Annotated in this window: 14 protein-coding genes; 9 read left to right on the forward strand and 5 right to left on the reverse strand. The window is 73.9% G+C overall.

All coding sequences use genetic code 11. The features are described from left to right. Window positions 1-2: 2 nt before the first annotated feature. On the reverse strand, window positions 3-1,697 hold the full coding sequence (locus PKE99_RS22370; protein ID WP_051737842.1) for a class I adenylate-forming enzyme family protein: 1,695 nt from the start codon (window positions 1,695-1,697) through the stop codon (window positions 3-5). A gap of 56 nt (window positions 1,698-1,753) precedes the next feature. Further along, window positions 1,754-2,416 carry a TetR/AcrR family transcriptional regulator gene (locus PKE99_RS22375; RefSeq protein WP_051737820.1) on the reverse strand — a complete coding sequence of 221 codons (663 nt, stop codon included), beginning with the start codon at window positions 2,414-2,416 and terminating at the stop codon, window positions 1,754-1,756. 89 nt (window positions 2,417-2,505) lie between these two features. Here PKE99_RS22375 and PKE99_RS22380 point away from each other — a divergent pair, with 89 nt between their 5' ends. The 8 genes from PKE99_RS22380 to PKE99_RS22415 are packed head-to-tail and all read left to right on the forward strand — an operon-like array spanning window position 2,506 to window position 13,608. After that, window positions 2,506-3,645, forward strand: a complete 1,140-nt coding sequence (locus tag PKE99_RS22380) for an acyl-CoA dehydrogenase family protein (RefSeq protein ID WP_037049127.1) — start codon at window positions 2,506-2,508, stop codon at window positions 3,643-3,645. Window positions 3,646-3,654: 9 nt separating this feature from the next. Continuing rightward, entirely contained in the window at window positions 3,655-5,184 is a 1,530-nt protein-coding gene (locus PKE99_RS22385; RefSeq protein ID WP_037049125.1) for an AMP-binding protein, read from the forward strand. Continuing rightward, entirely contained in the window at window positions 5,184-6,782 is a 1,599-nt protein-coding gene (locus PKE99_RS22390; protein WP_037049124.1) for an acyl-CoA carboxylase subunit beta, read from the forward strand. Before PKE99_RS22385 ends, PKE99_RS22390 begins: the two co-directional genes overlap by 1 nt. Before the next feature lie 8 nt (window positions 6,783-6,790). Continuing rightward, window positions 6,791-8,770 (forward strand): ATP-binding protein, encoded by a 1,980-nt coding sequence (locus PKE99_RS22395; RefSeq protein ID WP_037049123.1) that lies wholly within the window; start codon window positions 6,791-6,793, stop codon window positions 8,768-8,770. Then, the gene (locus PKE99_RS22400) at window positions 8,767-10,284 is read left to right on the forward strand and encodes a class I adenylate-forming enzyme family protein (protein WP_037049122.1); all 1,518 of its coding nucleotides are present in this window, start codon (window positions 8,767-8,769) and stop codon (window positions 10,282-10,284) included. The genes PKE99_RS22395 and PKE99_RS22400 overlap by 4 nt, the downstream gene beginning before the upstream one ends. Further along, window positions 10,281-11,057 (forward strand): enoyl-CoA hydratase/isomerase family protein, encoded by a 777-nt coding sequence (locus PKE99_RS22405; RefSeq protein ID WP_231498318.1) that lies wholly within the window; start codon window positions 10,281-10,283, stop codon window positions 11,055-11,057. The genes PKE99_RS22400 and PKE99_RS22405 overlap by 4 nt, the downstream gene beginning before the upstream one ends. 2 nt (window positions 11,058-11,059) lie before the next feature. Then, entirely contained in the window at window positions 11,060-11,866 is an 807-nt protein-coding gene (locus PKE99_RS22410) for a TIGR03084 family metal-binding protein (protein WP_037049121.1), read from the forward strand. Then, entirely contained in the window at window positions 11,863-13,608 is a 1,746-nt protein-coding gene (locus PKE99_RS22415) for an acyclic terpene utilization AtuA family protein (RefSeq protein WP_051737819.1), read from the forward strand. The genes PKE99_RS22410 and PKE99_RS22415 overlap by 4 nt, the downstream gene beginning before the upstream one ends. A gap of 13 nt (window positions 13,609-13,621) precedes the next feature. Here the strand turns inward: PKE99_RS22415 and PKE99_RS22420 are convergent, their stop codons facing one another. From PKE99_RS22420 to PKE99_RS22430, 3 genes are all read right to left on the reverse strand, one after another. Next, window positions 13,622-14,455: an alpha/beta fold hydrolase gene (locus tag PKE99_RS22420; protein ID WP_051737818.1), complete on the reverse strand. Its 834-nt coding sequence runs from the start codon at window positions 14,453-14,455 to the stop codon at window positions 13,622-13,624. 84 nt (window positions 14,456-14,539) lie between these two features. Beyond that, on the reverse strand, window positions 14,540-15,415 hold the full coding sequence (locus PKE99_RS22425; RefSeq protein WP_037049119.1) for an alpha/beta fold hydrolase: 876 nt from the start codon (window positions 15,413-15,415) through the stop codon (window positions 14,540-14,542). A 61-nt stretch (window positions 15,416-15,476) separates the two neighbouring features. Further along, window positions 15,477-15,920: an Lrp/AsnC family transcriptional regulator gene (locus PKE99_RS22430; RefSeq protein ID WP_037049117.1), complete on the reverse strand. Its 444-nt coding sequence runs from the start codon at window positions 15,918-15,920 to the stop codon at window positions 15,477-15,479. A 165-nt stretch (window positions 15,921-16,085) separates the two neighbouring features. Between PKE99_RS22430 and PKE99_RS22435 the strand changes: the two genes are divergently transcribed. Next, a complete protein-coding gene (locus PKE99_RS22435) occupies window positions 16,086-19,535 on the forward strand; it encodes an indolepyruvate ferredoxin oxidoreductase family protein (RefSeq protein WP_081924437.1) in 3,450 nt (1,149 codons plus the stop codon). Window positions 19,536-19,546 lie beyond the last annotated feature (11 nt).

Raw genomic sequence — 19,546 nt, forward strand, 5'->3', positions numbered from 1 at the left:
CTCTACGAGTACAGGTCGGCGTGGGCCGCGCGCAGCTTGTACTTGAGGACCTTGCCGCCCACGGTGTCGGGCAGCGCGTCGGCGAAGACGACGGCCTTCGGCGTCTCGTATCCCGCGAGCCGCTCGCGGCAGTACGCGATGATCTCGTCCGCCTCGGGCTTGCGGCCGTCCCGCGGCACGACGACGGCGGTCACCGCCTCGCCCCAGTGCTCGTGCGGGAGCCCGATCACCGCCGCGCGCAGCACGTCCGGGTGCTCGTGGAGCACGGCCTCGACGCGGATGCTCGACACGTTCTCGCCGCCGGACTTCACGATGTCCTTGTACCGGTCGACCATGACCCGCAGGCCGTCCTCGTCGACGGTCGCGGAGTCGCCGGAGTGGAACCAGCCGCCGCGGAAGGCCTCCCGGGTGGCCTCCGGGTTGCGGTAGTACCCGGCGGTCATGATCGGCGAGCGGTAGACGGCCTCGCCGGGCCGGCCGTCGCGGACCGGGTCGCCGAGCTCGTCGACCACGTCCGAGGCCAGCATCCCGCTGGGCACGCCCACGTAGTTGACGGCGGGGGCGCTGCGCGCGTGGACCTCCGGCCAACGGGTGGGCCAGAACCGGTGGCACGCGATCGCCTCGGTCTGGCCGAAGATCCCGAGCGTGACGAAGCCCGGTGCGGCGCGCGCCGCCAGCCGCTCCAGCACGGCGGGGGAGAGCGCACCCCAGCCGTAGACGAGGATCGACAGGGGCGAGACGTCCAGGTCGGGACGGGCGTCGAGCTCCTCGGCCAGCGCGGTGACGAACTGCGGGGAGCCGGCCCACAGGGCGGTCGCGCCGGTGGCCGCGGTGGCCTCGGCGACCGGCCCCGGGGCGGGTCGGCGGCCGAGCGCGACGGACCCGCCGGAGACGAAGGCGCCGAAGGGGAACAGCTCGTCCCCGATGTGGTAGATCATCGGCAGGAACGTGCAGAGCCGCAGGTCGGAGTCGTGCCGCAGGCCGCGGGTGAGCGAGAGCGCGAAGTTGAGCGCCGCCAGGTGCGCGTAGCTGTGCGAGAGCATCACGCCCTTCGGCATCGCGGTGGTGCCGGAGGTGAACAGCAGCTGCCAGATGTCGTCGCCGTGGATCTCGACCTCGGGCTCGTCGGCCGAGGCCCCGGCGACGAGCTCGCCGAACGCCGGGCTGCCCGCCACCGGCCCGCCGCCGACCGTGATCGTGGCGCCCACGGTCAGCCCCGTCACCGCGAACACCTGCTCGACGCGCGGCCACAGCTCGGCGTCGACGAACGCGAACCGCGGCTCGGTCAGCCCGATCAGGTGCTCGAGGACGTCCGCCGCCAGGCTCGGGTTGAGCGGCACGGCGACCATCCCGGCCTTCGCGATCCCGATCTTCGCCAGCAGCGCCTCGACCGAGTTCTCGCAGATCAGCAGCACCCGGTCGCCGGGGGTGAGCCCCGCCGCGGCCAACGCCTGGGCGACCCGGTTCGCCGTGTCGTCCGCCTCCCGGTAGGTGACCTCGGCGAACCGCTCCTCGCCGCGCGCCCCGTCGACGGCCGTGAGCGCCACCTTGTCCGGGTAGCTCCAGGTCAGCCGCTCGAAGAGGTCGCCGACGGAGGTGCGTTCCCAGCGGTGGACGGCCCGCCGCCCGCGCAGGGTCTCGACGTCGATCGAGGCGGGATCGGGCAGCGCCGTGCCGTGCGGCTGGAGGGGCAGCATGCGGGCCAGCATGCCGTGATCGCCGTCACGATGGCAAGGCTGCAGTCATTCCCGGTTCACTCGGCCGTGCCGGGCACGGCCTCCGCCGACGCCGCCTCCGCGGGCTCGACGCCGAGGCACGCGTGGGCCATCCCGTCGAGCAGGTCGGCCTGCCGCTCGTCGGCCAGCCCGCTGCGGAAGAACAGCGTCGACTGGATGGCGCCGATGGCGGCGTGCACGGCCAGCCGGAGCTCGCCGTCGGCCAGGTCGCGGCGCAGCGGGGCCAGCACGTGCACCCAGTCCTCGAGGTAGTGCCGCTGCAGCCGGCGCAGCCGCCGCCGGTCCTCCTCGGGCAGCGTGTGCACCTCGCGGTGGTAGACGGCGAGCACGCTCCGGTCCTCGATCGCCACTCGAATATGGTCCCTGACCAGTGCAGACAGGTGAGCCCGCTCGTCGCCCGGGCCCGCCAGCACCGCCCCGGCGCCCTCCTGCAGGCGGGCCATCACCCGGTCGAGGAGGGCGACGAGGATCGCGGTCTTGCTGTCGAAGTGGCGGTAGACGCCGGACCCGACGATGCCGGCCTCGGCGCCGATGTCGGCCATCCCGACGGTGTGGAAGCCGCGCCGGGAGGCCAGCTCCGCGGCGGCGGCCAGGATCCGCTCGCGGCGCTCCGGGTCCCGCCGGCTGCGCCCTCCGGCGGCCGTGCCGGGGGTGGCGGCGGTGGTGGGGAGGGTCGGCATCTGGTCATCATGGCAGCCGCACGGTAGGGTCCGCCACGAGTGAACCAGAAATCACAATTGGGGTTCCGGGAGACGCGACGGGAGTCGGAGTGGACTTCGCCGAGAGCGACGAGCACCGCGACCTGCGGGCGGCGGTCGGGGCCGTCGCGGCGCCCTACGGGGGCGCGTACTACGTCGAGCACGCCCGCGCGGGCACCGAGTGCACCGAGCTGTGGCACGCCCTCGGCGACTCCGGCTTCGCCGGGGTCAACGTGCCGGAGGAGTACGGCGGGGGTGGCGGTGGCCTCGTCGAGCTCGCGCTGGTGTGCGAGGAGATCGCGGCGCAGGGCGCGCCGATCCTCCTGCTGCTGGTCACGCACGCGATCTCGGCCGAGGTGATCGCCGAGTACGGCACCGAGGAGCAGCGCAAGGAGTGGCTGCCCGGGCTCGCGAGCGGCCGGCAGAAGGTGGTCTTCGCGATCACCGAGCCCGACGCCGGGTCCAACACCCACAAGCTCTCGACGCGGGCGCGCCGGGTGGGGGACGAGTGGGTCGTGACCGGCGAGAAGTACTACATCTCCGGCGTCGACACGGCCGAGGCGCTGCTGCTGGTCGCCCGCACCGGCGACGAGGGGCAGCTGTCCCTGTTCCTGGTGCCCACGGACACGCCCGGCCTGCAGAAGACCGTGCTGCCGGTCGACGTCATGCTCCCGGAGAGGCAGTTCACGCTGCACTTCGACGAGGTCCGGCTGCCGGCGTCGGCGCTGGTCGGCGCGGAGGGCCAGGGCTTCCGGCAGGTCTTCCACGGGCTCAACCCGGAGCGGATCACCGGCGCCGCGCTCTGCGTCGGCATCGCGCGCTACGTCCTGGACCGCGCCGCGCGGTACGCGCAGGACCGGCAGGTGTGGGACCGGCCGATCGGCGCGCACCAGGGCGTCGCGCACCCGCTGGCCAAGGCGAAGATCGAGACCGAGCTGGCCGCGCTGATGACCCGCAAGGCCGCCTGGCTGCACCAGAACGGACTGCCGGCGGGCGAGGCGTCGAACATGGCGAAGTACGCGGCGGCCGAGGCCGCGCTGGCCGCGTGCGACGCCGCGATGCAGACCCACGGCGGCAACGGCGTGGCGCAGGAGTTCGGACTGCTGCCGTACTGGGGGCTGGCCCGGCTGCTGCGGATCGCCCCGGTGAACCGGGAGATGATCCTCAACTTCGTGGCCCAGCACAGCCTGGGCCTCCCGCGGTCCTACTGAGGAGCGCCCGTGACCACCAATCTGATCCATCGGGTCAACGTCGGCGACGCGCTGACCCGGTCCGCCTTCGCCCGTCCCGACCACCCCGCCGTGGTGGACGGGGACCGCCGCTGGACCTACGCCGAGCTCGACGCCTGGGTGAACCGGCTGGCCCGCGGCCTGCGGGACCGCGGCTACCGGGTCGGCGACGCGCTGGCCCTGGCCTCGGCGAACAGCGCCGAGTTCCTCGCCGTGTACTACGCCTGCGCCAAGGCCGGTGTGGTGTGCGTGCCGATCAACCTGGGCTGGCGGCCGCCCGAGGTCGCGTACGTGCTCGACCACTCGCGGGCGCGGGGGATCGTGGTGGAGAGCGGGCTGCTGGCCGGCCTCGCCGAGCTCGACCTGCCCGAGACGGTCGTCGTCGGGGACGGCCCGACCACCCTCGCCGACCTCGAGTCCGCCGACGGCTCCCCGGTCGAGGTGGAGATCCCCGACCGCGCGCCGCTGAGCTACCTCTACACGTCGGGGACGACGTCGTTCCCCAAGGGCGTGGTGGGCACGCACCTGGCGATCCACCTCGAGTCGATGTCCGCCGCGCTCGACTCCGGCTGGACGACCGCGGACCGCTTCCTCGCGATGATGCCGATGTTCCACACGGCCCAGCTCAATGCCTTCTGCACGCCGGCGGTCACGGTCGGCGCCACGATCCACGTGCACCGCGGCTTCGAGCCCGAGCGGTTCCTCGACACCGTCGAGTGCGAGAAGATCACCCAGGTGTTCGGGCTGCCGATGATGTACCGCGCGGCGCTGGAGCACCCGTCGTTCGGCTCCCGGGACCTGTCCTCGCTCAGGCGGGCCGTGTACGCCATGGCGCCGATGCCGGAGGCGCAGATCAAGGCCTGCCTCGACGGCTTCGGCTGCGACTTCGCGCTGCTGTTCGGCCAGACCGAGATGTCGCCGATCACCACGCTGTTCCGCCCGGAGCACCAGCTCACCCACGTCGGCGCCGTCGGCACGCCGCTGACCGGGGTCCAGGTCGCGATCATGGGTCCGGACGGTGCGCTGCTCCCGCCCGGCGAGCAGGGCGAGATCGTCTACCGCGGGCCGTCCACCATGCAGGAGTACCTGCGCGACCCGGAGGCGACCGCGGAGGCGTTCCGGCACGGCTGGTTCCACTCCGGCGACGTCGGGCGCTTCGGCGAGGACGGCGTGCTCTGGTTCGCCGACCGCTCCAAGGACGTGATCAAGACCGGCGGCGAGAACGTCGCGTCGATCGAGGTGGAGCGGGCGGTGTACGACGCCGAGCCGAAGGTCGCCGAGGTCGTGGTGGTCGGGCTGCCGCACGAGCGGTGGAGCGAGGCGATCACCGCCGTCGTGGTGCCGAAGCCGGGGGAGACGGTCGACCCGGAGGCGCTGCGGGTCGCCCTCAAGGACCGGCTCGACGGCTACAAGGTGCCCAAGTCCGTGATCGTCGTCGACGAGCTGCCGCGGACCTCCACCGGGAAGATCCAGAAGAACGTCGTCCGCGAGAGCTTCGCGGACCACTACGGGGGACGCTGATGCCCGTCCTGAAGACCCTGCTCGACGTCTCGTCGGAGACCTACGCGAGCAACCGCACGGCCCAGCTGGAGGTGATCGACCAGCTGAACGAGCAGCTGGACCTGGCGATCGCCGGCGGCGGGGAGCGCTACGCGCAGCGGCACCGCGACCGCGGCAAGCTCCCGGTCCGCGAGCGGCTGGAGCTGCTGCTCGACCCGGACAGCCCGTTCCTGGAGCTCTCCCCGCTCGCGGCGTGGGGCACCGAGTTCACCGTGGGCGCCTCGGTGCTCACCGGGATCGGCGTGGTGTCCGGGGTGGAGTGCGTGGTGATCGGGCACGACCCGACCGTGCGCGGCGGCGCGATGAACCCGTACTCGTTGAAGAAGACGTTGCGCGCGTTGGAGATCGCGCGGATCAACCGGCTCCCGGTGATCAACCTCGTCGAGTCCGGCGGCGCCGACCTGCCCACCCAGGCGGACCTGTTCGTGCCGGCCGGGCGGATCTTCCACGAGCTCACGGAGCTGTCCTCGCTGGCGATCCCGACGATCGCGCTGGTGTTCGGCAACTCCACCGCGGGCGGCGCGTACGTGCCCGGCATGTGCGACTACGCCGTGCTGGTCGACCGGCAGGCGAAGGTGTTCCTCGGCGGCCCGCCGCTGGTCAAGATGGCCACCGGCGAGGAGTCCGACGACGAGGCGCTCGGCGGCGCGGAGATGCACTCGCGGATCTCCGGGCTCTCGGACTACTTCGCGGCCGACGAGCGCGACGCCGTCCGGCTGGGCCGGCAGATCATGTCCCGGATCAACTGGCACAAGCTCGGGCCGGCGCCGGCGGCGAGCCCGGAGCCCCCGAAGTACGACCCGGAGGAGATCCTCGGGATCGTCCCGCCGGACCCGAAGGTGCCGTTCGACCCGCGGGAGATCCTGGCCCGCACGGTCGACGGCTCGGACTTCGACGAGTACAAGCCGCTCTACGGCACCTCGCTGGTCACCGGCTGGGCGAGCATCCACGGCTATCCGGTCGGGGTGCTGGCCAACCACCGGGGCGTGCTGTTCAGTGAGGAGGCCAGGAAGGCGACCGAGTTCATCCTGCTGGCCAACCAGACGGACACGCCGCTGATCTTCCTGCAGAACACCACCGGCTACATGGTGGGCAAGGACTACGAGCAGGGCGGGATCATCAAGGACGGCGCGAAGATGATCAACGCGGTGACCAACAGCCGGGTCCCGCACCTGACGATCAACATGGCGTCGTCCTTCGGCGCGGGCAACTACGGGATGTCCGGCCGCGCCTACGATCCGCGGCTGATGTTCGCCTGGCCCGGGGCGAAGCTCGCGGTGATGGGCGCGGCCCAGCTCGCCGGGGTCATGTCGATCGTGGGGCGGGCGTCGGCGGCGTCGCAGGGCAAGCCGTTCGACGAGCAGGCCGACGCGGCGCGCACCCGCGCGATCGAGCAGCAGATCGAGGCGGAGTCGCACAGCTTCTTCGTCACCGCCAAGCTCTACGACGACGGCATCGTCGACCCCCGCGACACCCGCACCGTGCTCGGCCTGTCCCTGTCCGCCGTGCACTCCCAGACCGTCGCCGGCCGCCGCGGCTTCGGCGTCTTCCGGATGTGAGCGCCCCCATGTCAACCAGCAGAATCCAGAAGTTGTTGGTGGCCAACCGCGGGGAGATCGCCGCCCGCGTCATACGCACCGCCCACGCCCTCGGCATCGCCACCGTGGCCGTGTACTCCGACCCCGATGCGGACGCCCCGTTCGTCCGGCTCGCCGACGAGGCGGTACGCCTTCCCGGCGCGTCCTCGTCGGAGACCTACCTGCGCGGCGACCTGGTGATCGAGGCGGCCCGCGCGACGGGTGCGGACGCGGTCCACCCCGGCTACGGGTTCCTGTCGGAGAACGCCGGGTTCGCCCGGGACTGCGCCGCGGCCGGGCTGACCTTCGTCGGGCCCTCGCCGGAGGCCATCGCCTCGATGGGCTCGAAGCTCGAGGCCAAGGCGCTCATGGACAAGGCGGGCGTGCCGGTCCTTCCCGGGGCGACGGTGGACGAACTCTCCGACCTGAGCGCGATCGCCGCCGACATCGGGTTCCCCGTGCTGGTCAAGGCCGCGTTCGGCGGCGGCGGCCGCGGCATGCGCGTCGTCCACGACCCGGCGGAGCTGGCCGACGCAGTGGCGGGCGCGCGGCGGGAGGCGGCGTCGGCGTTCGGCGACGGGACCGTGTTCCTGGAGCGGTTCGTCGTCGACCCCCGGCACGTCGAGGTGCAGATCGTCGGGGACACCCACGGCGAGGTCGTGCACGTGTTCGAGCGCGAGTGCTCGATCCAGCGGCGCTACCAGAAGATCGTGGAGGAGAGCCCGTCCCCGGCGGTCGACGACGCGCTGCGCGCCGAGCTCGGTGCCGCTGCGGTCGCCGCCGGGAAGGCGATCGGCTACACCGGCGCCGGGACCGTCGAGTTCGTCCTCGACCAGGACGGGAGGTTCTTCTTCCTCGAGGTCAACACCCGGCTGCAGGTGGAGCACCCCGTCACCGAGCTGGTCACCGGCCTGGACCTGGTGGCGCTGCAGTTGCGGGTGGCCGAGGGCGAGCCGTTGCCGCCGGAGGTGACCGGCGCCGTCCTCGACGGGCACGCGATCGAGGTGCGGCTCTACGCCGAGGACGTCCCCGCGGGGTTCCTGCCCGCCACCGGCACCCTGCACCGCTTCCGCATCCCGGAGCTGCCCGGCGTCCGGCTGGACACCGGGGTCGAGGACGGCTCCGTCGTCAGCCCGCACTACGACCCCATGCTCGCCAAGGTGATCGCCCACAGCCGCACCCGCGCCGAGGCCGCCCGCACCCTGGCGCGGGCGTTGCAGCGGGCGGAGATCCACGGCGTCACGACCAACCGGGACCTGCTCGTCGACATCCTCCGCGAGCCCGAGTTCCTCGCCGGCGGCACCGACACCGGCTACCTGACCAGGCACTCCGTGCTCGTGAGTGGCGATCGTCGCTCTGGCGACCATCGCCACTCACAGGCCCTTGCGGCGGCTCTCGCGAGCCAGGCGGCGAACCGGGGCGAGGCGCGGGTGCTGGGCGGGCTCCCGAGCGGGTGGCGGAACGTCGGCGGGATGCCGCAGCGGGTGGCCTACAGCCTGCGTGAGGAGACGCTGGAGGTCGCGTACACGTTCCGGCGGGGTGGGTTGACGGCCTCGGTGAACGGCGAGCGGCTCGCGGTGCGCCTCCTCGCCGCGACGCCCGAGGCCGTCGAGCTGGAGGTCGACGGGGTGCGGCGCCGGTACGCCGTGCACCGCGTACCCGGCTGGTCCTTCGTCGACGGGCCGGACGGGTCCGCCGCCCTCGCCGAGGTGCCCCGCTTCGCCGACCCCGACGCCGTCGCCCACGCCGGGTCGCTGCTCGCCCCGATGCCGGGCGGCGTGGTCCGGGTGCTCGCGGCCCCCGGCGACACCGTCTCGGCCGGTCAGGCCCTCGTCGTCCTCGAGGCGATGAAGATGGAGCACACCGTCGCCGCACCCGTCGACGGCGTGGTCGGCGAGGTCCACGTGGGGCCCGGCGACCAGGTGGAGACGGGCCGGGTGCTGGCCGTGGTCGAGGAGGAGGCGTCGTGAACATCGCCGGGCTGCTGCGGCGCGCCGCGGCCGACCACGCGGGCCAGATCGCCCTCCGGCTCGACGACACCGAGATCGGGTACGCCCAGTTCGCCGAACGCGGCGGCCGGTTCGCCGCCTACCTGCGCGCGACCGGGGTCGAGCCCGGCGAGCGGATCGGCTTCTTCCTGCCCAACTGCCTGGAGTACCTGATCGGGCTGCTCGGCACCTGGCAGGCCGGCGCGGTCGGCGTCCCGCTCAACCACCTGTTCCCCGACGCGCCGCTGCGGCACGCGATCGAGGACTCGGGGGTGACCCGGCTCGTCGCCCCGCCCGGCGAGGTCGAGCGGCTGAAGACCGTGCTCGGCGGAGGCGGCCCGGAGATCCTCACCACCGGCCCGGACGGCGGTTTCGCCCGGGTCCTGGCCGCGCACGAGCCGGTCCACGACGTGGTGCCGCGGCTGGACCGGGACGACGCGCTGCTCATGTACACGTCCGGCTCGACGGGTGTGCCCAAGGGCGTGCGGCAGACCCACCGCAACACCACCGCCCAGGTCGACGGCGTGATCGACCTCTACGAGCTCACCGCGGCCGACCACGTGCTCAACTGCATGCCGCTGTTCCACGTCGGCGGGCTGCAGCTGGCGAGCCTGCCGATCCTGCTGCGCGGCGGGCAGATCACGTTCATGCCGCGCTGGGACGTCACCGTCTGGCTCGACCTCGCGCAGCGGCTGCGGCCCACCTACGGCGGCCTGATCTCCACGATGATGATCGACGTCGGCAACCGGACCGCCGCGAACCCCGTCGTCCTCGACTCCTTCCGGATCTGCATGTTCGGCGGCTCCCGCACGCCCACGGCGGCGATCGAGCGGCTGGAGGCGGGCACCGGGATCCGGGGCGTCGAGATCTACGGGCAGACCGAGCAGAGCGGGCTCGTGGTGTCCTACGCGCCCGGCGACCCGCGGCGCCCCGACTCGATGGGCAAGCCGTTGGAGCAGGTCGTGCGGACCCGGCTCGTTCGGGTGGGCGGGGCCGACGACCCAGCCGGCGGGCCCGACCTGCGGCCCGGCGACGAGGGCGTCGGCGAGCTGTGGGTGCAGGGCGACGCGGTGACGCCGGGGTACTGGGGGATCGAGGCCCCGGAGAAGTGGTCGGACGGCTGGTTCCGCACCGGCGACCTCATGTCCGCCGACGCCGACGGCTACCTGTACTACGTGGACCGGATCGACGACATGATCGTCTCCGGCGGCGAGAACGTGTTCCCGCAGATGGTCGAGGAGCACCTCGCCGACCACCCCGACCTGGCCGAGGTGGCGGTGATCGGCACGGCCCACGAGCGCTGGGTGGAGCAGGTGACCGCGGTCGTCGTCCCGACGCGGCCGGACGTGACCGCCGAGCAGATCGCCGAGTGGTGCGCCACCAACCCCGACCTGCGCGGCATGCACAAGCCCCGGCGGATCGAGATCGTCGACGCCCTGCCGCGCACCGGCAGCGGCAAGCTGAACCGCCCCGAGCTGAGGAAGAGGTTCCCGTGAGCGAGACCCTGACCGACGTCGTGACCTACGAGGTCGTCGACGGGATCGCCTGGCTCACCATCGACCGGCCCGAGGCGCGCAACGCGCTGAGCAAGGCGGTCCGCGACGGGCTGTGGGAGGGCACGCACCGGTTCGTCGCCGACGACTCCGCCGCCGTCCTCGTGCTGACCGGCGCCGGCGACAAGGCCTTCTGCGCCGGCGGCGACCTGAAGGAGATGGCGGAGACCTCGCTGGAGATCCCGCCGCCGGACTTCCTGCCGCAGTTCGGGCGCAACGTCGAGGTGCCGAAGCCGACGATCGCGGCGGTCAACGGGGTGGCCTACGCCGGCGGGTTCCTGCTGGCCCAGCAGTGCGACCTGGTCGTGGCCGCCGAGCACGCCCGGTTCGCCGTCACCGAGGTGAAGGTGGGCCGGGGCTCGCCGTGGGCCGCGCCGCTGTCCTGGCTGGTCCCGCCGCGCGTCGCGCTGGAGATCCTGCTGACCGGCGACCCCCTCGACGCGGCCCGGGCCCGCGAGGTCGGCCTGGTCAACCAGGTGGTGCCGGGAGGAGAGTTGCGGGCGCGCACGCAGGAGCTCGCCCGGCGGATCGCGGCCAACGCGCCGCTGTCCGTGCGGGCCGCGAAGCGCACGGCGTACCTCTCCGCGGAGTGCACCCGCGCGGAGGCGTACGACCGGGCGGAGGAGATCTGGGCGCCGGTCTACCGGTCGGAGGACGCCCAGGAGGGGCCCGCCGCGTTCCGCGACAAGCGGACCCCGGTGTGGAAGGGGAGATAGCGATGCCCGTCTCGATGACCGCGCTGGCGGACGACCTCGCCGCCGAGTCCGCGGAGCTGCGCGCGATCCTGGCGCCGCTGGACCACCACGGCTGGGCCCGCGACACCCCGGCCGAGGGGTGGACCATCGCCGACCAGGTGTCCCACCTGGCCTACTTCGACGACGTCGCGCTGCAGTCCGCCACGGACCCCGAGGCGTTCCGCGCCGAGCTGGAGCGGATCGAGACCGAGGGCGGCGTGAACCCCGACGCGGTGGCGGCCCGGTTCCGCGACCTGTCCGGCGGCGAGCTGCTGCGCTGGTTCGACCTGTCCCGGGAGCGGCTGATCGACGCGTTCCGGGGCCTGGACCCCGGGCTGCGGGTGCCGTGGTTCGGGCCGCCGATGAGCGCCGCGTCGTCGCTCACCGCCCGGATCATGGAGACCTGGGCGCACGGGCAGGACGTGGCCGACGCCCTCGGCATGGTCCGCGAGCCCAGCGCCCGGCTGCGGCACGTGGCCCACATCGGGGTCGGGGCGCGGGCGTTCAGCTACGCGCTGCACGGCCGCGAGCTGCCGGCCGCGCCGATCCGGGTGGAGCTCGACGCGCCGGACGGCTCGCTGTGGACCTGGGGGCCGGAGGACGCTGCGGACCGGATCACCGGGACCGCCCTGGACTTCGCCCTGCTCATCACGCAGCGGCGGCACCGGGACGACCTCGCGCTCGTCGTGACCGGCCCGGCCGCGGAGGAGTGGGTGGCGATCGGCCAGGCCTTCGCCGGCGAGCCCGGGACGGGCCGCGAGCCCGGACTGTTCGTGGGAGGTTCTGCATGACCGGCGGCATCACCCCGGCCGAGAGCGACCGGCCGATCCGCATCGGGAACTGCTCGGGCTTCTACGGGGACCGGCTGCGGGCGGCGCGCGAGATGGTCGAGGGCGGGCCGATCGACGTCCTGTGCGGGGACTACCTCGCCGAGCTGACGATGCTGATCCTGGCCAAGGCGCAGGCCAAGGACCCCGCCGCGGGCTACGCGCGGACCTTCCTGACGCAGATGGAGGACGTCCTCGGGACCTGCCTCGAGAAGGGGATCAAGGTCGTCTCGAACGCCGGCGGGCTCAACCCGGCCGGCCTGGCCGCGGCGATCGAGGCGCTCGGCACCGACGCCAAGGTCGCGTACGTCGAGGGCGACGACCTGCGCGGATCGCTGGGCGCGATCGACCCGCCGGTGGACGGCAAGCCGGTGTCCGCCAACGCCTACCTGGGCGGCTGGGGCATCGCCGAGGCGCTCGCGGCCGGGGCGGACGTCGTGGTCACGGGCCGGGTCACGGACGCGTCGCTCGTCGTCGGGCCGGCGGCGTGGTGGCACGGCTGGGACCGGGAGGACTTCGACGCCCTGGCCGGCGCGGTGGTCGCCGGGCACGTGATCGAGTGCGGGCCCCAGGCCACCGGCGGCAACTACGCGTTCCTCGACGAGATCACCGACCGCCGCTACCCGGGCTTCCCGATCGCCGAGGTCGCCGTCGACGGCTCGTCGGTGATCACCAAGCACCCCGGGACCGGCGGGCTGGTCTCGGTCGGCACGGTCACCGCGCAGCTGCTCTACGAGATCGCGGCGCCCGCCTACCTCGGCCCGGACTGCACCACGCACTTCGACACGATCCGGCTGGAGGCCGACGGCGAGCACCGGGTCGCGATCTCCGGCGTCCGCGGGAGCGCGCCACCGCCCACGTTGAAGGTCGCGCTCAACGACGCCGGCGGCTACCGCAACACGATGACGCTCGTGCTCACCGGCCTGGACATCGAGGCCAAGGCGGCGTTCGCGGAGGAGCTGCTGTTCGACGTCCTCGGCGGGCGGGGGCGGTTCGCCGAGGTCGACGTCCGGCTGCTGCGGTTCGACACCCCCGACGCCCCGGCCAACGAGCGGGCCACGGCGCACCTGCGGATCACCGTCAAGGACCCCGACCCGCGCACGGTCGGCCGGGCCTTCTCCAACGCCACGATGGAGCTGGCCCTGGGCGGGTACGCGGGCTTCCACACGACCACGCCGCCGAGCGCCGAGTCCGCCTACGGCGTGTACCGGCCGGCCGCCGTGCCGCGGGAGGCCGTCACGCACACCGTCGTCCTGCCCGGCGGGAAGCGGCGCGTGGTCGCGGACCCGCCGGTGGCGACGGCGGGCACCGGACCAGCCGCCGGGTCCTCGACCCCAGCAGAGAGTGAACACAGCCGACCCGGCGGCCCCACGCGACCGGCGCCCCTCGGCACCGTCTGCGGGGCGCGGTCCGGCGACAAGGGCGGCGACGCGAACATCGGCGTCTGGACCCGCAGCGACGAGGCCTACGCCTGGCTGCGGGCGTTCCTCACACCGGACAAGGCCCGGGAGCTGCTCGGACCGGAGGCCGCGGAGCTGCCGATCGACGTGCACCCCCTGCCGAACCTGCGGGCGCTCAACGTCGTGGTGCACGGGATCCTCGGCGAGGGCGTGGCCTCCTCCACCCGGCCGGACCCGCAGGCCAAGGGCCTGGGGGAGTACCTGCGCAGCAGGGTCGTCGAGATCCCGGAGGCGCTGCTCGGGTAGGCCAGCTCGTCGGTCAGGGGTGGGCCGGCACCGGGTCGCCGGCACGTCCCGGGACGGCGTCGGGCGCGGTGACCTCGAGGATCGTGCGGACCACCAGCGCCGGGTCGTCGTACATCGGCACGTGCCCCACGCCGGGCAGCCGGACGCGCTGCGCCGCCGGGAACAGGGCGCGGAAGCGCTCGGCGTAGCGCGGGGCGGGCAGCAGCCGATCCTGCGCGGACCAGGCGATCCGCACCGGCACGTCCGGGGCGGGCACGGTGAAGTGGTAGTCGATCGCCGAGCGCAGCAGCGGGCGCAGGAAGCGGCAGCGGGCGTTGTCGCGCAGGAAGGCGGCGGCCTCGGCGGGCTCCAGCCGGTCGCCGTGCTCCACACCGAGCCGCAGCAACGCCTTGCGTGCGGGCGCGAGCCGCACGGCCCGGTCCAGGTGCCGCTCGGTGCGCCGGGCGAGGTCGTGCGCCGGCACCAGCAGCCGCCAGACCCGGTGGACCTCGTCGCTGTCCGGCAGCCAGCCACCCGCCGGGGACAGTGCGACCACCGAGAGCGCCCGGCCACGGGCGGCCAGCTCGAGGGCCAGCCAGCCGCCGAGCGAGTTGCCCACCAGGTGTGCCTGCGCGATCCCGGCCGCGTCGAGGGCCGCCTCCACGCCGTCGACCAGCGCGGGGACGGTCGGGCGCACCCGCACCGGGAAGATCTCGCCGCCGACGTGGCCGCGCAGGGCGACCGTCCGGACGTCGTGCCGGGCCCGCAGGCCGGGCAGCACGCGGTCCCAGGCGTGCACGCTGCCGCCGAGCCCGTGCAGGCACACCAGGGGCTCGCGAACGGGCTCGCGGGCGTGCGGGTCGGCCATCCGGGCTCCTCCGTCGTCAGGTGAACGACAGGGGAATCGCCGCAACGGCCGGGAATGTCACACGCCGGGCCGGATCCCGGCCGATCAGGCGGGCGGAACCACCCGGTCGAGCCACCCCAGCAGGTCGGCGACGACCTCGTCCCGGTTGGTCTCGTTGAACACCTCGTGCCGGGCGCCCGGCCAGATCCGCACCGTCACGTCCTTGAGGCCGGCCGCCGCGAGCCGGTCCGTGAGCGGGTGCAGCAGCGCGAGCCCGCCGTGGACGGGGTCGGCGTCGCCGACCGTGACCAGGACCGGCAGGTCGGGCCGGATGCGCGCGACGCGCTCGGGGTCGGCCAGGACCCGGCCGCCCGCGAACATGGCCTTCGACCCGGGCACATCGAGCCCGAAGCCGCAGGCGGGGTCCGCGACGTACTTGTCGACCTCCGCCTCGTCCCGCGAGAGCCACTCGTACCCGGTGCGCTGCGCGAAGGGGGCGTTGAAGCCGGCGAGGTCGATCGGGCCGTCGAGGTCGAGGTTCGGCTCCAGGAGGTCGATCACGGCGGTGCCCGAGAGCACCAGCCCGTCGATCTCGCCGCTGTGGTCGATCACCCACTGCTGCGCGGCGAACGAGCCCATGCTGTGCCCGAGCAGGACGACCGGGACACCGGGGAAGGCGGCCTTCCCGGCGTCGAGCAGGATCCCGATGTCGTCGACCAGGCCGGTCCAGCCCGTGGTGCCCAGCACCCCGTGCCGCTCCGGGGTGCCGGCGGTGGCGCCGTGCCCGCGGTGGTCCTGGCCCTGCACCACGAAGCCGCGGCCGACGAGCGCCGCGGCCAGCCGGTCGTAGCGGCGCAGGTGCTCGCCCATGCCGTGGGTGAGCTGCACGATCCCGCGCGGGGTGCCGGCGGGCTCCCACCGGTAGGCGGTGACCTCGGTGCCGTCGCGGCCGGTGATCGTGAAGGTGGTCGGCTCGGTCATGGGACCTCCTCGTCGCGCTCGGGCGTGATCGTCGTCGGCGCCCCGCAGACGGGTCAAGGCTTCACGAGGCCCCGCGGTTCCACGCCCCCAGCACCAGCAGCGTCTTCGTCCCGGTGACCGTGCCCGCGGTGCGCAGGGTGTCGATGACCTCCTGCAGGTGGGCGACGTCCCGGACCCGGACCCGGACCAGCGCGTCCGGGTCGCCGGCGATGGTGAAGATCGACTGCACCTCCGGCACGGTGCTGGCGGTGGCGACGATGTCGGGCACCCGGGTGGTGCCGGCGTACCGGAGCTCGGTGAAGGCCTCGACGCCCCAGCCGAGCTTCGCGTGGTCGATCTGCGCGGTGAAGCCGGTGATCACGCCGATCGCCTGCAGCCGGTCGACGCGGCGCTTCACCGCGGCCACCGACAGGCCGACGATCCCCGCCATGTCCGAGTAGGTGCGGCGGCCGTCCTCCTGGAGCAGGTCGAGCAGCCGGTGGTCGATGGCGTCGATCTCGGGCACGGGTGCTCCTCGCGCAAAGAATTCGGGTCGAGTCGAGCCTAGCCGGCCCTGCTTTGCGTCTTGTCGGCCACTTCTCGCGACTTGCTTGCGTCCACCCCGATCACTCCGGTGTGCTCGGCGACACGTGCGCCGGAACCGGCGCCCCGGGAGCGACGGGAGCCGAGCTTGAGCATCGACACCACCGTGACCCTCGACGACCGCTACGCCGCCGAGCGCGGGCGCGTCCTCCTCACCGGCATCCAGGCGCTGGTCCGGCTGACCCTGGAGCAACGCCGCCTCGACACCGCCCGCGGGTTCGACACGCGGGTGTTCGTGTCCGGCTATCAGGGCTCGCCGCTCGGCGGCCTGGACTCGGAGCTGCTGCGGTCCCGGCGCTTCCTCGACCCTGCGGGCGTGGTGTTCCAGCCCGGCGTGAACGAGGAGCTGGCCGCCACCGCCGTCGCCGGCACGCAGCTGCTCGGGGAGGTCCCGGGCCGCCGGCACGAGGGCGTCGTCGGGTTCTGGTACGGCAAGAACCCCGGCCTCGACCGGGCCGCCGACGCCATCCGGCACGGCACCCTCGCCGGCACCGCCACGCTGGGCGGCGCGGTCGCAGTGATCGGCGACGACCCGGCGTCGAAGTCCTCGACGGTGCCCAGCTCGTGCGAGCCGATGGCGCAGAGCCTCGCGATGCCGCTGCTCGCGCCGGGCTCCGTGCCCGAGATCGTCGAGCTGGGGCTGCACGCCGTGGCGCTGTCCCGGGCGACCGGGCTCTGGACCGGGCTCAAGATCGTCGCGGACATCGCCGACGCCTCGGCGACCGTCGACGTCGAGGGCCTGCGCCGCGGGATCCCGATGCCGCCCGCGCGGCCCCGCCCGCCGGTCGGCGCGCTCGTCGGTCCGGCCGCCCTCGACGCCGAGCACGACATGCTCACCCGCCGTCTCGACCTGGCCCGCGCCTACGCCCGCGAGGCGGGGCTCAACCGCGTCACCTTCACCTCACGGCAGGCCCGGCTGGGGATCCTCGCGAGCGGCACCGGCTACGCGGTGGTGCTGCGGGCGCTCGAGGACCTCGGGCTCGACGAGGCCGCGCTCGACGACCTCGGTGTCCGGCTGATCCGCCTCGCCATGCCCTTCCCCGTCGACGCCGCCGAGCTCGCCGCGCACACGGCCGGGCTCGAGGAGGTGCTCGTCGTCGAGGACAAGGTGCCGTTCCTCGAGGGGCACCTCAAGGAGGCGCTCTACCGGGTGCCGGACGCGCCGTTGGTGATCGGGCGGCGCGACGAGCGCGACCGCCCCCTCCTCACGGCGCGCGGCCAGCTCGGTGCCGAGGACGTGGCGCGCGCGATCGCGTCGCGCATCGGGCCGGGGCGGCTGCCCCGGACCGCCGCGGTGCACCTGTCCGCGATCGAGCCGAAGAAGCCGTCGCGGATCGGGCTGCCGATGGCAGGGAGCTCGCGGACCCCCTACTTCTGCTCCGGCTGCCCGCACAACACCTCGACCCGCGCGTCCGACGACACGCTGGTCGGGGTGGGTATCGGCTGCCACGCCATGGTCGCGATCAACGGCGAGGGGCGCGGCCACCGGATCGGCCTGACCCAGATGGGCGGCGAGGGCGCGCAGTGGCTCGGCCTCGCCCCGTTCACCGACGACCGGCACTTCGTGCAGAACCTCGGCGACGGCACCTTCCACCACTCGGGCTCGCTGGCCGTGCGCGCGGCGGTGGCCGGCGGCGCGACCATGACCTTCAAGCTGCTCTACAACGACGCCGTCGCGATGACCGGCGGGCAGCAGGCCGTCGGGCGGCTGTCGGTCCCGGAGATCACCACACTGCTGGCCACCGAGGGCGTCCGGCGGATCGTGATCACCACGGACGACCCGGGCAAGTACCGCGGTGTCGCGCTCGACCCCCTCGCGTCGGTGCGCCATCGCGACGACTTCGCCGCCGCGGAGGCCGAGCTCGCGGCCGTCGACGGCGTGACCGTGCTGATCCACGACGACCGGTGCGCGGCGGAGGAGCGCCGGCTGCGCAAGCGCGGGACGCTGCCCACCCCGGCGGAGAAGGTCGTCGTCAACGAGCGGGTGTGCGAGGGCTGCGGCGACTGCGGGGACAAGTCGACGTGCCTGTCGGTGCAGCCGGTGGCGACGGAGTTCGGCCGCAAGACCCGGATCCACCAGCCCTCGTGCAACTCGGACCTCTCCTGCCTCAAGGGCGACTGTCCGTCGTTCCTGCTGGTGGAGCCGGGTACGCGCCCGCGCCGCGAGGTCCCGCCGCTGCCCGTCGAGCTCGTCGAGCCCGAGCCGCGGTTCGACGGCAGCGAGACGCTGGTCCGGATGCCCGGGATCGGCGGGACCGGCGTGGTCACGGTGTCGCAGATCCTGCAGATGGCCGCACACCTGGACGGCCGGTTCGCGGCCGGGCTGGAGCAGGTCGGGCTGGCGCAGAAGGGCGGCCCGGTCGTGTCCGACGTCCGGATCGCCAAGCAGCCCGTGCGCGGCTCGCTGCGCGCGTCCCGCGGCACCGCGGACGTGCTGATCGGCTTCGACCTGCTCGGCACGGCCGACGCGGCCAACCTCGCCGTCGCGCGGCCGGGGCACACGGTGGCCGTGGTGAACAGCGCGATCGTGCCGACGGCGGCGATGGTGACCGGTCGCGTGGTGCTGCCCGGCTCGCCGGACGACGCGTTGGAACGGATCGCCGCCGCGACCGGCGACGAGAACGTGCACGTCGACGCGCAGGGCCTGGCCGAGGCGCTCTTCGCCGACCACATGCCCACGAACATGCTGCTGCTCGGCGCGGCCTACCAGCACGGCTGCCTGCCGGTGAGCGCCGAGGCGATCGAGCAGGCGATCCGGCTCAACGGGGCGGCGGTGGAGAAGACCCTGGCCGCGTTCCGGTGGGGCCGGGCCGCGGTGCTCAACCGCGAGGCCGTCCTGGCCGCCGCGCTGCCCCCGGCCCGGGCGACGGTGGAGGTCTCCGCACGCTCCCGGGAGATCGCCGGGCTGATCTCGGAGGGCCTCGACGAGGCCGTCGCGGTCCGCGTCGAGGACCTCACCGGCTTCCAGAACGAGGCCCTCGCCGCCCGGTACGCCGAGGAGGTGCGCCGGGTCGCGGCGATCGCCGCGGAGAAGGCCGGCGCGGCCGGCGAGCGGGTCGCGGTCGCCTACGCCCGCGGGCTGCACAGGTTCCTGGCGTACAAGGACGAGTACGAGGTCGCGCGGCTGCACCTCGACCCCGTCGAGAAGGCACGCCGCGAGGCCGAGTTCGGGCCCAACGCGGCCGTCTCGGTCCTGCTGCACCCGCCGGTGCTCCGGGCGCTGGGCATGAAGAACAAGATCCGGTTGTCCGGGCGCACGGCGGAGATCGCCTTCCGCGGCCTGCGCGCGGCCAAGGGCCTGCGCGGCACCCCGCTCGACGTCTTCGGCCTGGCCGGCGTCCGGCGCACCGAGCGGGCGCTGGTCGGGGAGTACCAGGCGCTGGTGCGGTCGGCGCTGGAGTCGCTCACGCCGGACACGGTCGACCGGGTCGTCGCGATCGCCGGGCTGGCCGACGAGGTCCGGGGCTACGAGGACATCAAGCTCGCGGCCGTCGAGCGGTTCCGGGCCAAGGCTGCGGATGCGCTGGCCGCCCTCTGACCTCTGAGTGG

It is taken from the genome of Pseudonocardia halophobica (assembly GCF_027922425.1).
Lineage (GTDB): Bacteria > Actinomycetota > Actinomycetes > Mycobacteriales > Pseudonocardiaceae > Pseudonocardia > Pseudonocardia halophobica.

Bases quoted from the DNA above. Each gene is read 5' to 3' on its own strand.
- PKE99_RS22370 (WP_051737842.1), bottom strand. From the start codon at position 1,697: ATGCTGCCCCTCCAGCCGCACGGCACGGCGCTGCCCGATCCCGCCTCG.
- PKE99_RS22375 (WP_051737820.1), bottom strand. From the start codon at position 2,416: ATGCCGACCCTCCCCACCACCGCCGCCACCCCCGGCACGGCCGCCGGA.
- PKE99_RS22390 (WP_037049124.1), top strand. From the start codon at position 5,184: ATGCCCGTCCTGAAGACCCTGCTCGACGTCTCGTCGGAGACCTACGCG.
- PKE99_RS22395 (WP_037049123.1), top strand. From the start codon at position 6,791: ATGTCAACCAGCAGAATCCAGAAGTTGTTGGTGGCCAACCGCGGGGAG.
- PKE99_RS22410 (WP_037049121.1), top strand. From the start codon at position 11,060: ATGCCCGTCTCGATGACCGCGCTGGCGGACGACCTCGCCGCCGAGTCC.
- PKE99_RS22415 (WP_051737819.1), top strand. From the start codon at position 11,863: ATGACCGGCGGCATCACCCCGGCCGAGAGCGACCGGCCGATCCGCATC.
- PKE99_RS22420 (WP_051737818.1), bottom strand. From the start codon at position 14,455: ATGGCCGACCCGCACGCCCGCGAGCCCGTTCGCGAGCCCCTGGTGTGC.
- PKE99_RS22425 (WP_037049119.1), bottom strand. From the start codon at position 15,415: ATGACCGAGCCGACCACCTTCACGATCACCGGCCGCGACGGCACCGAG.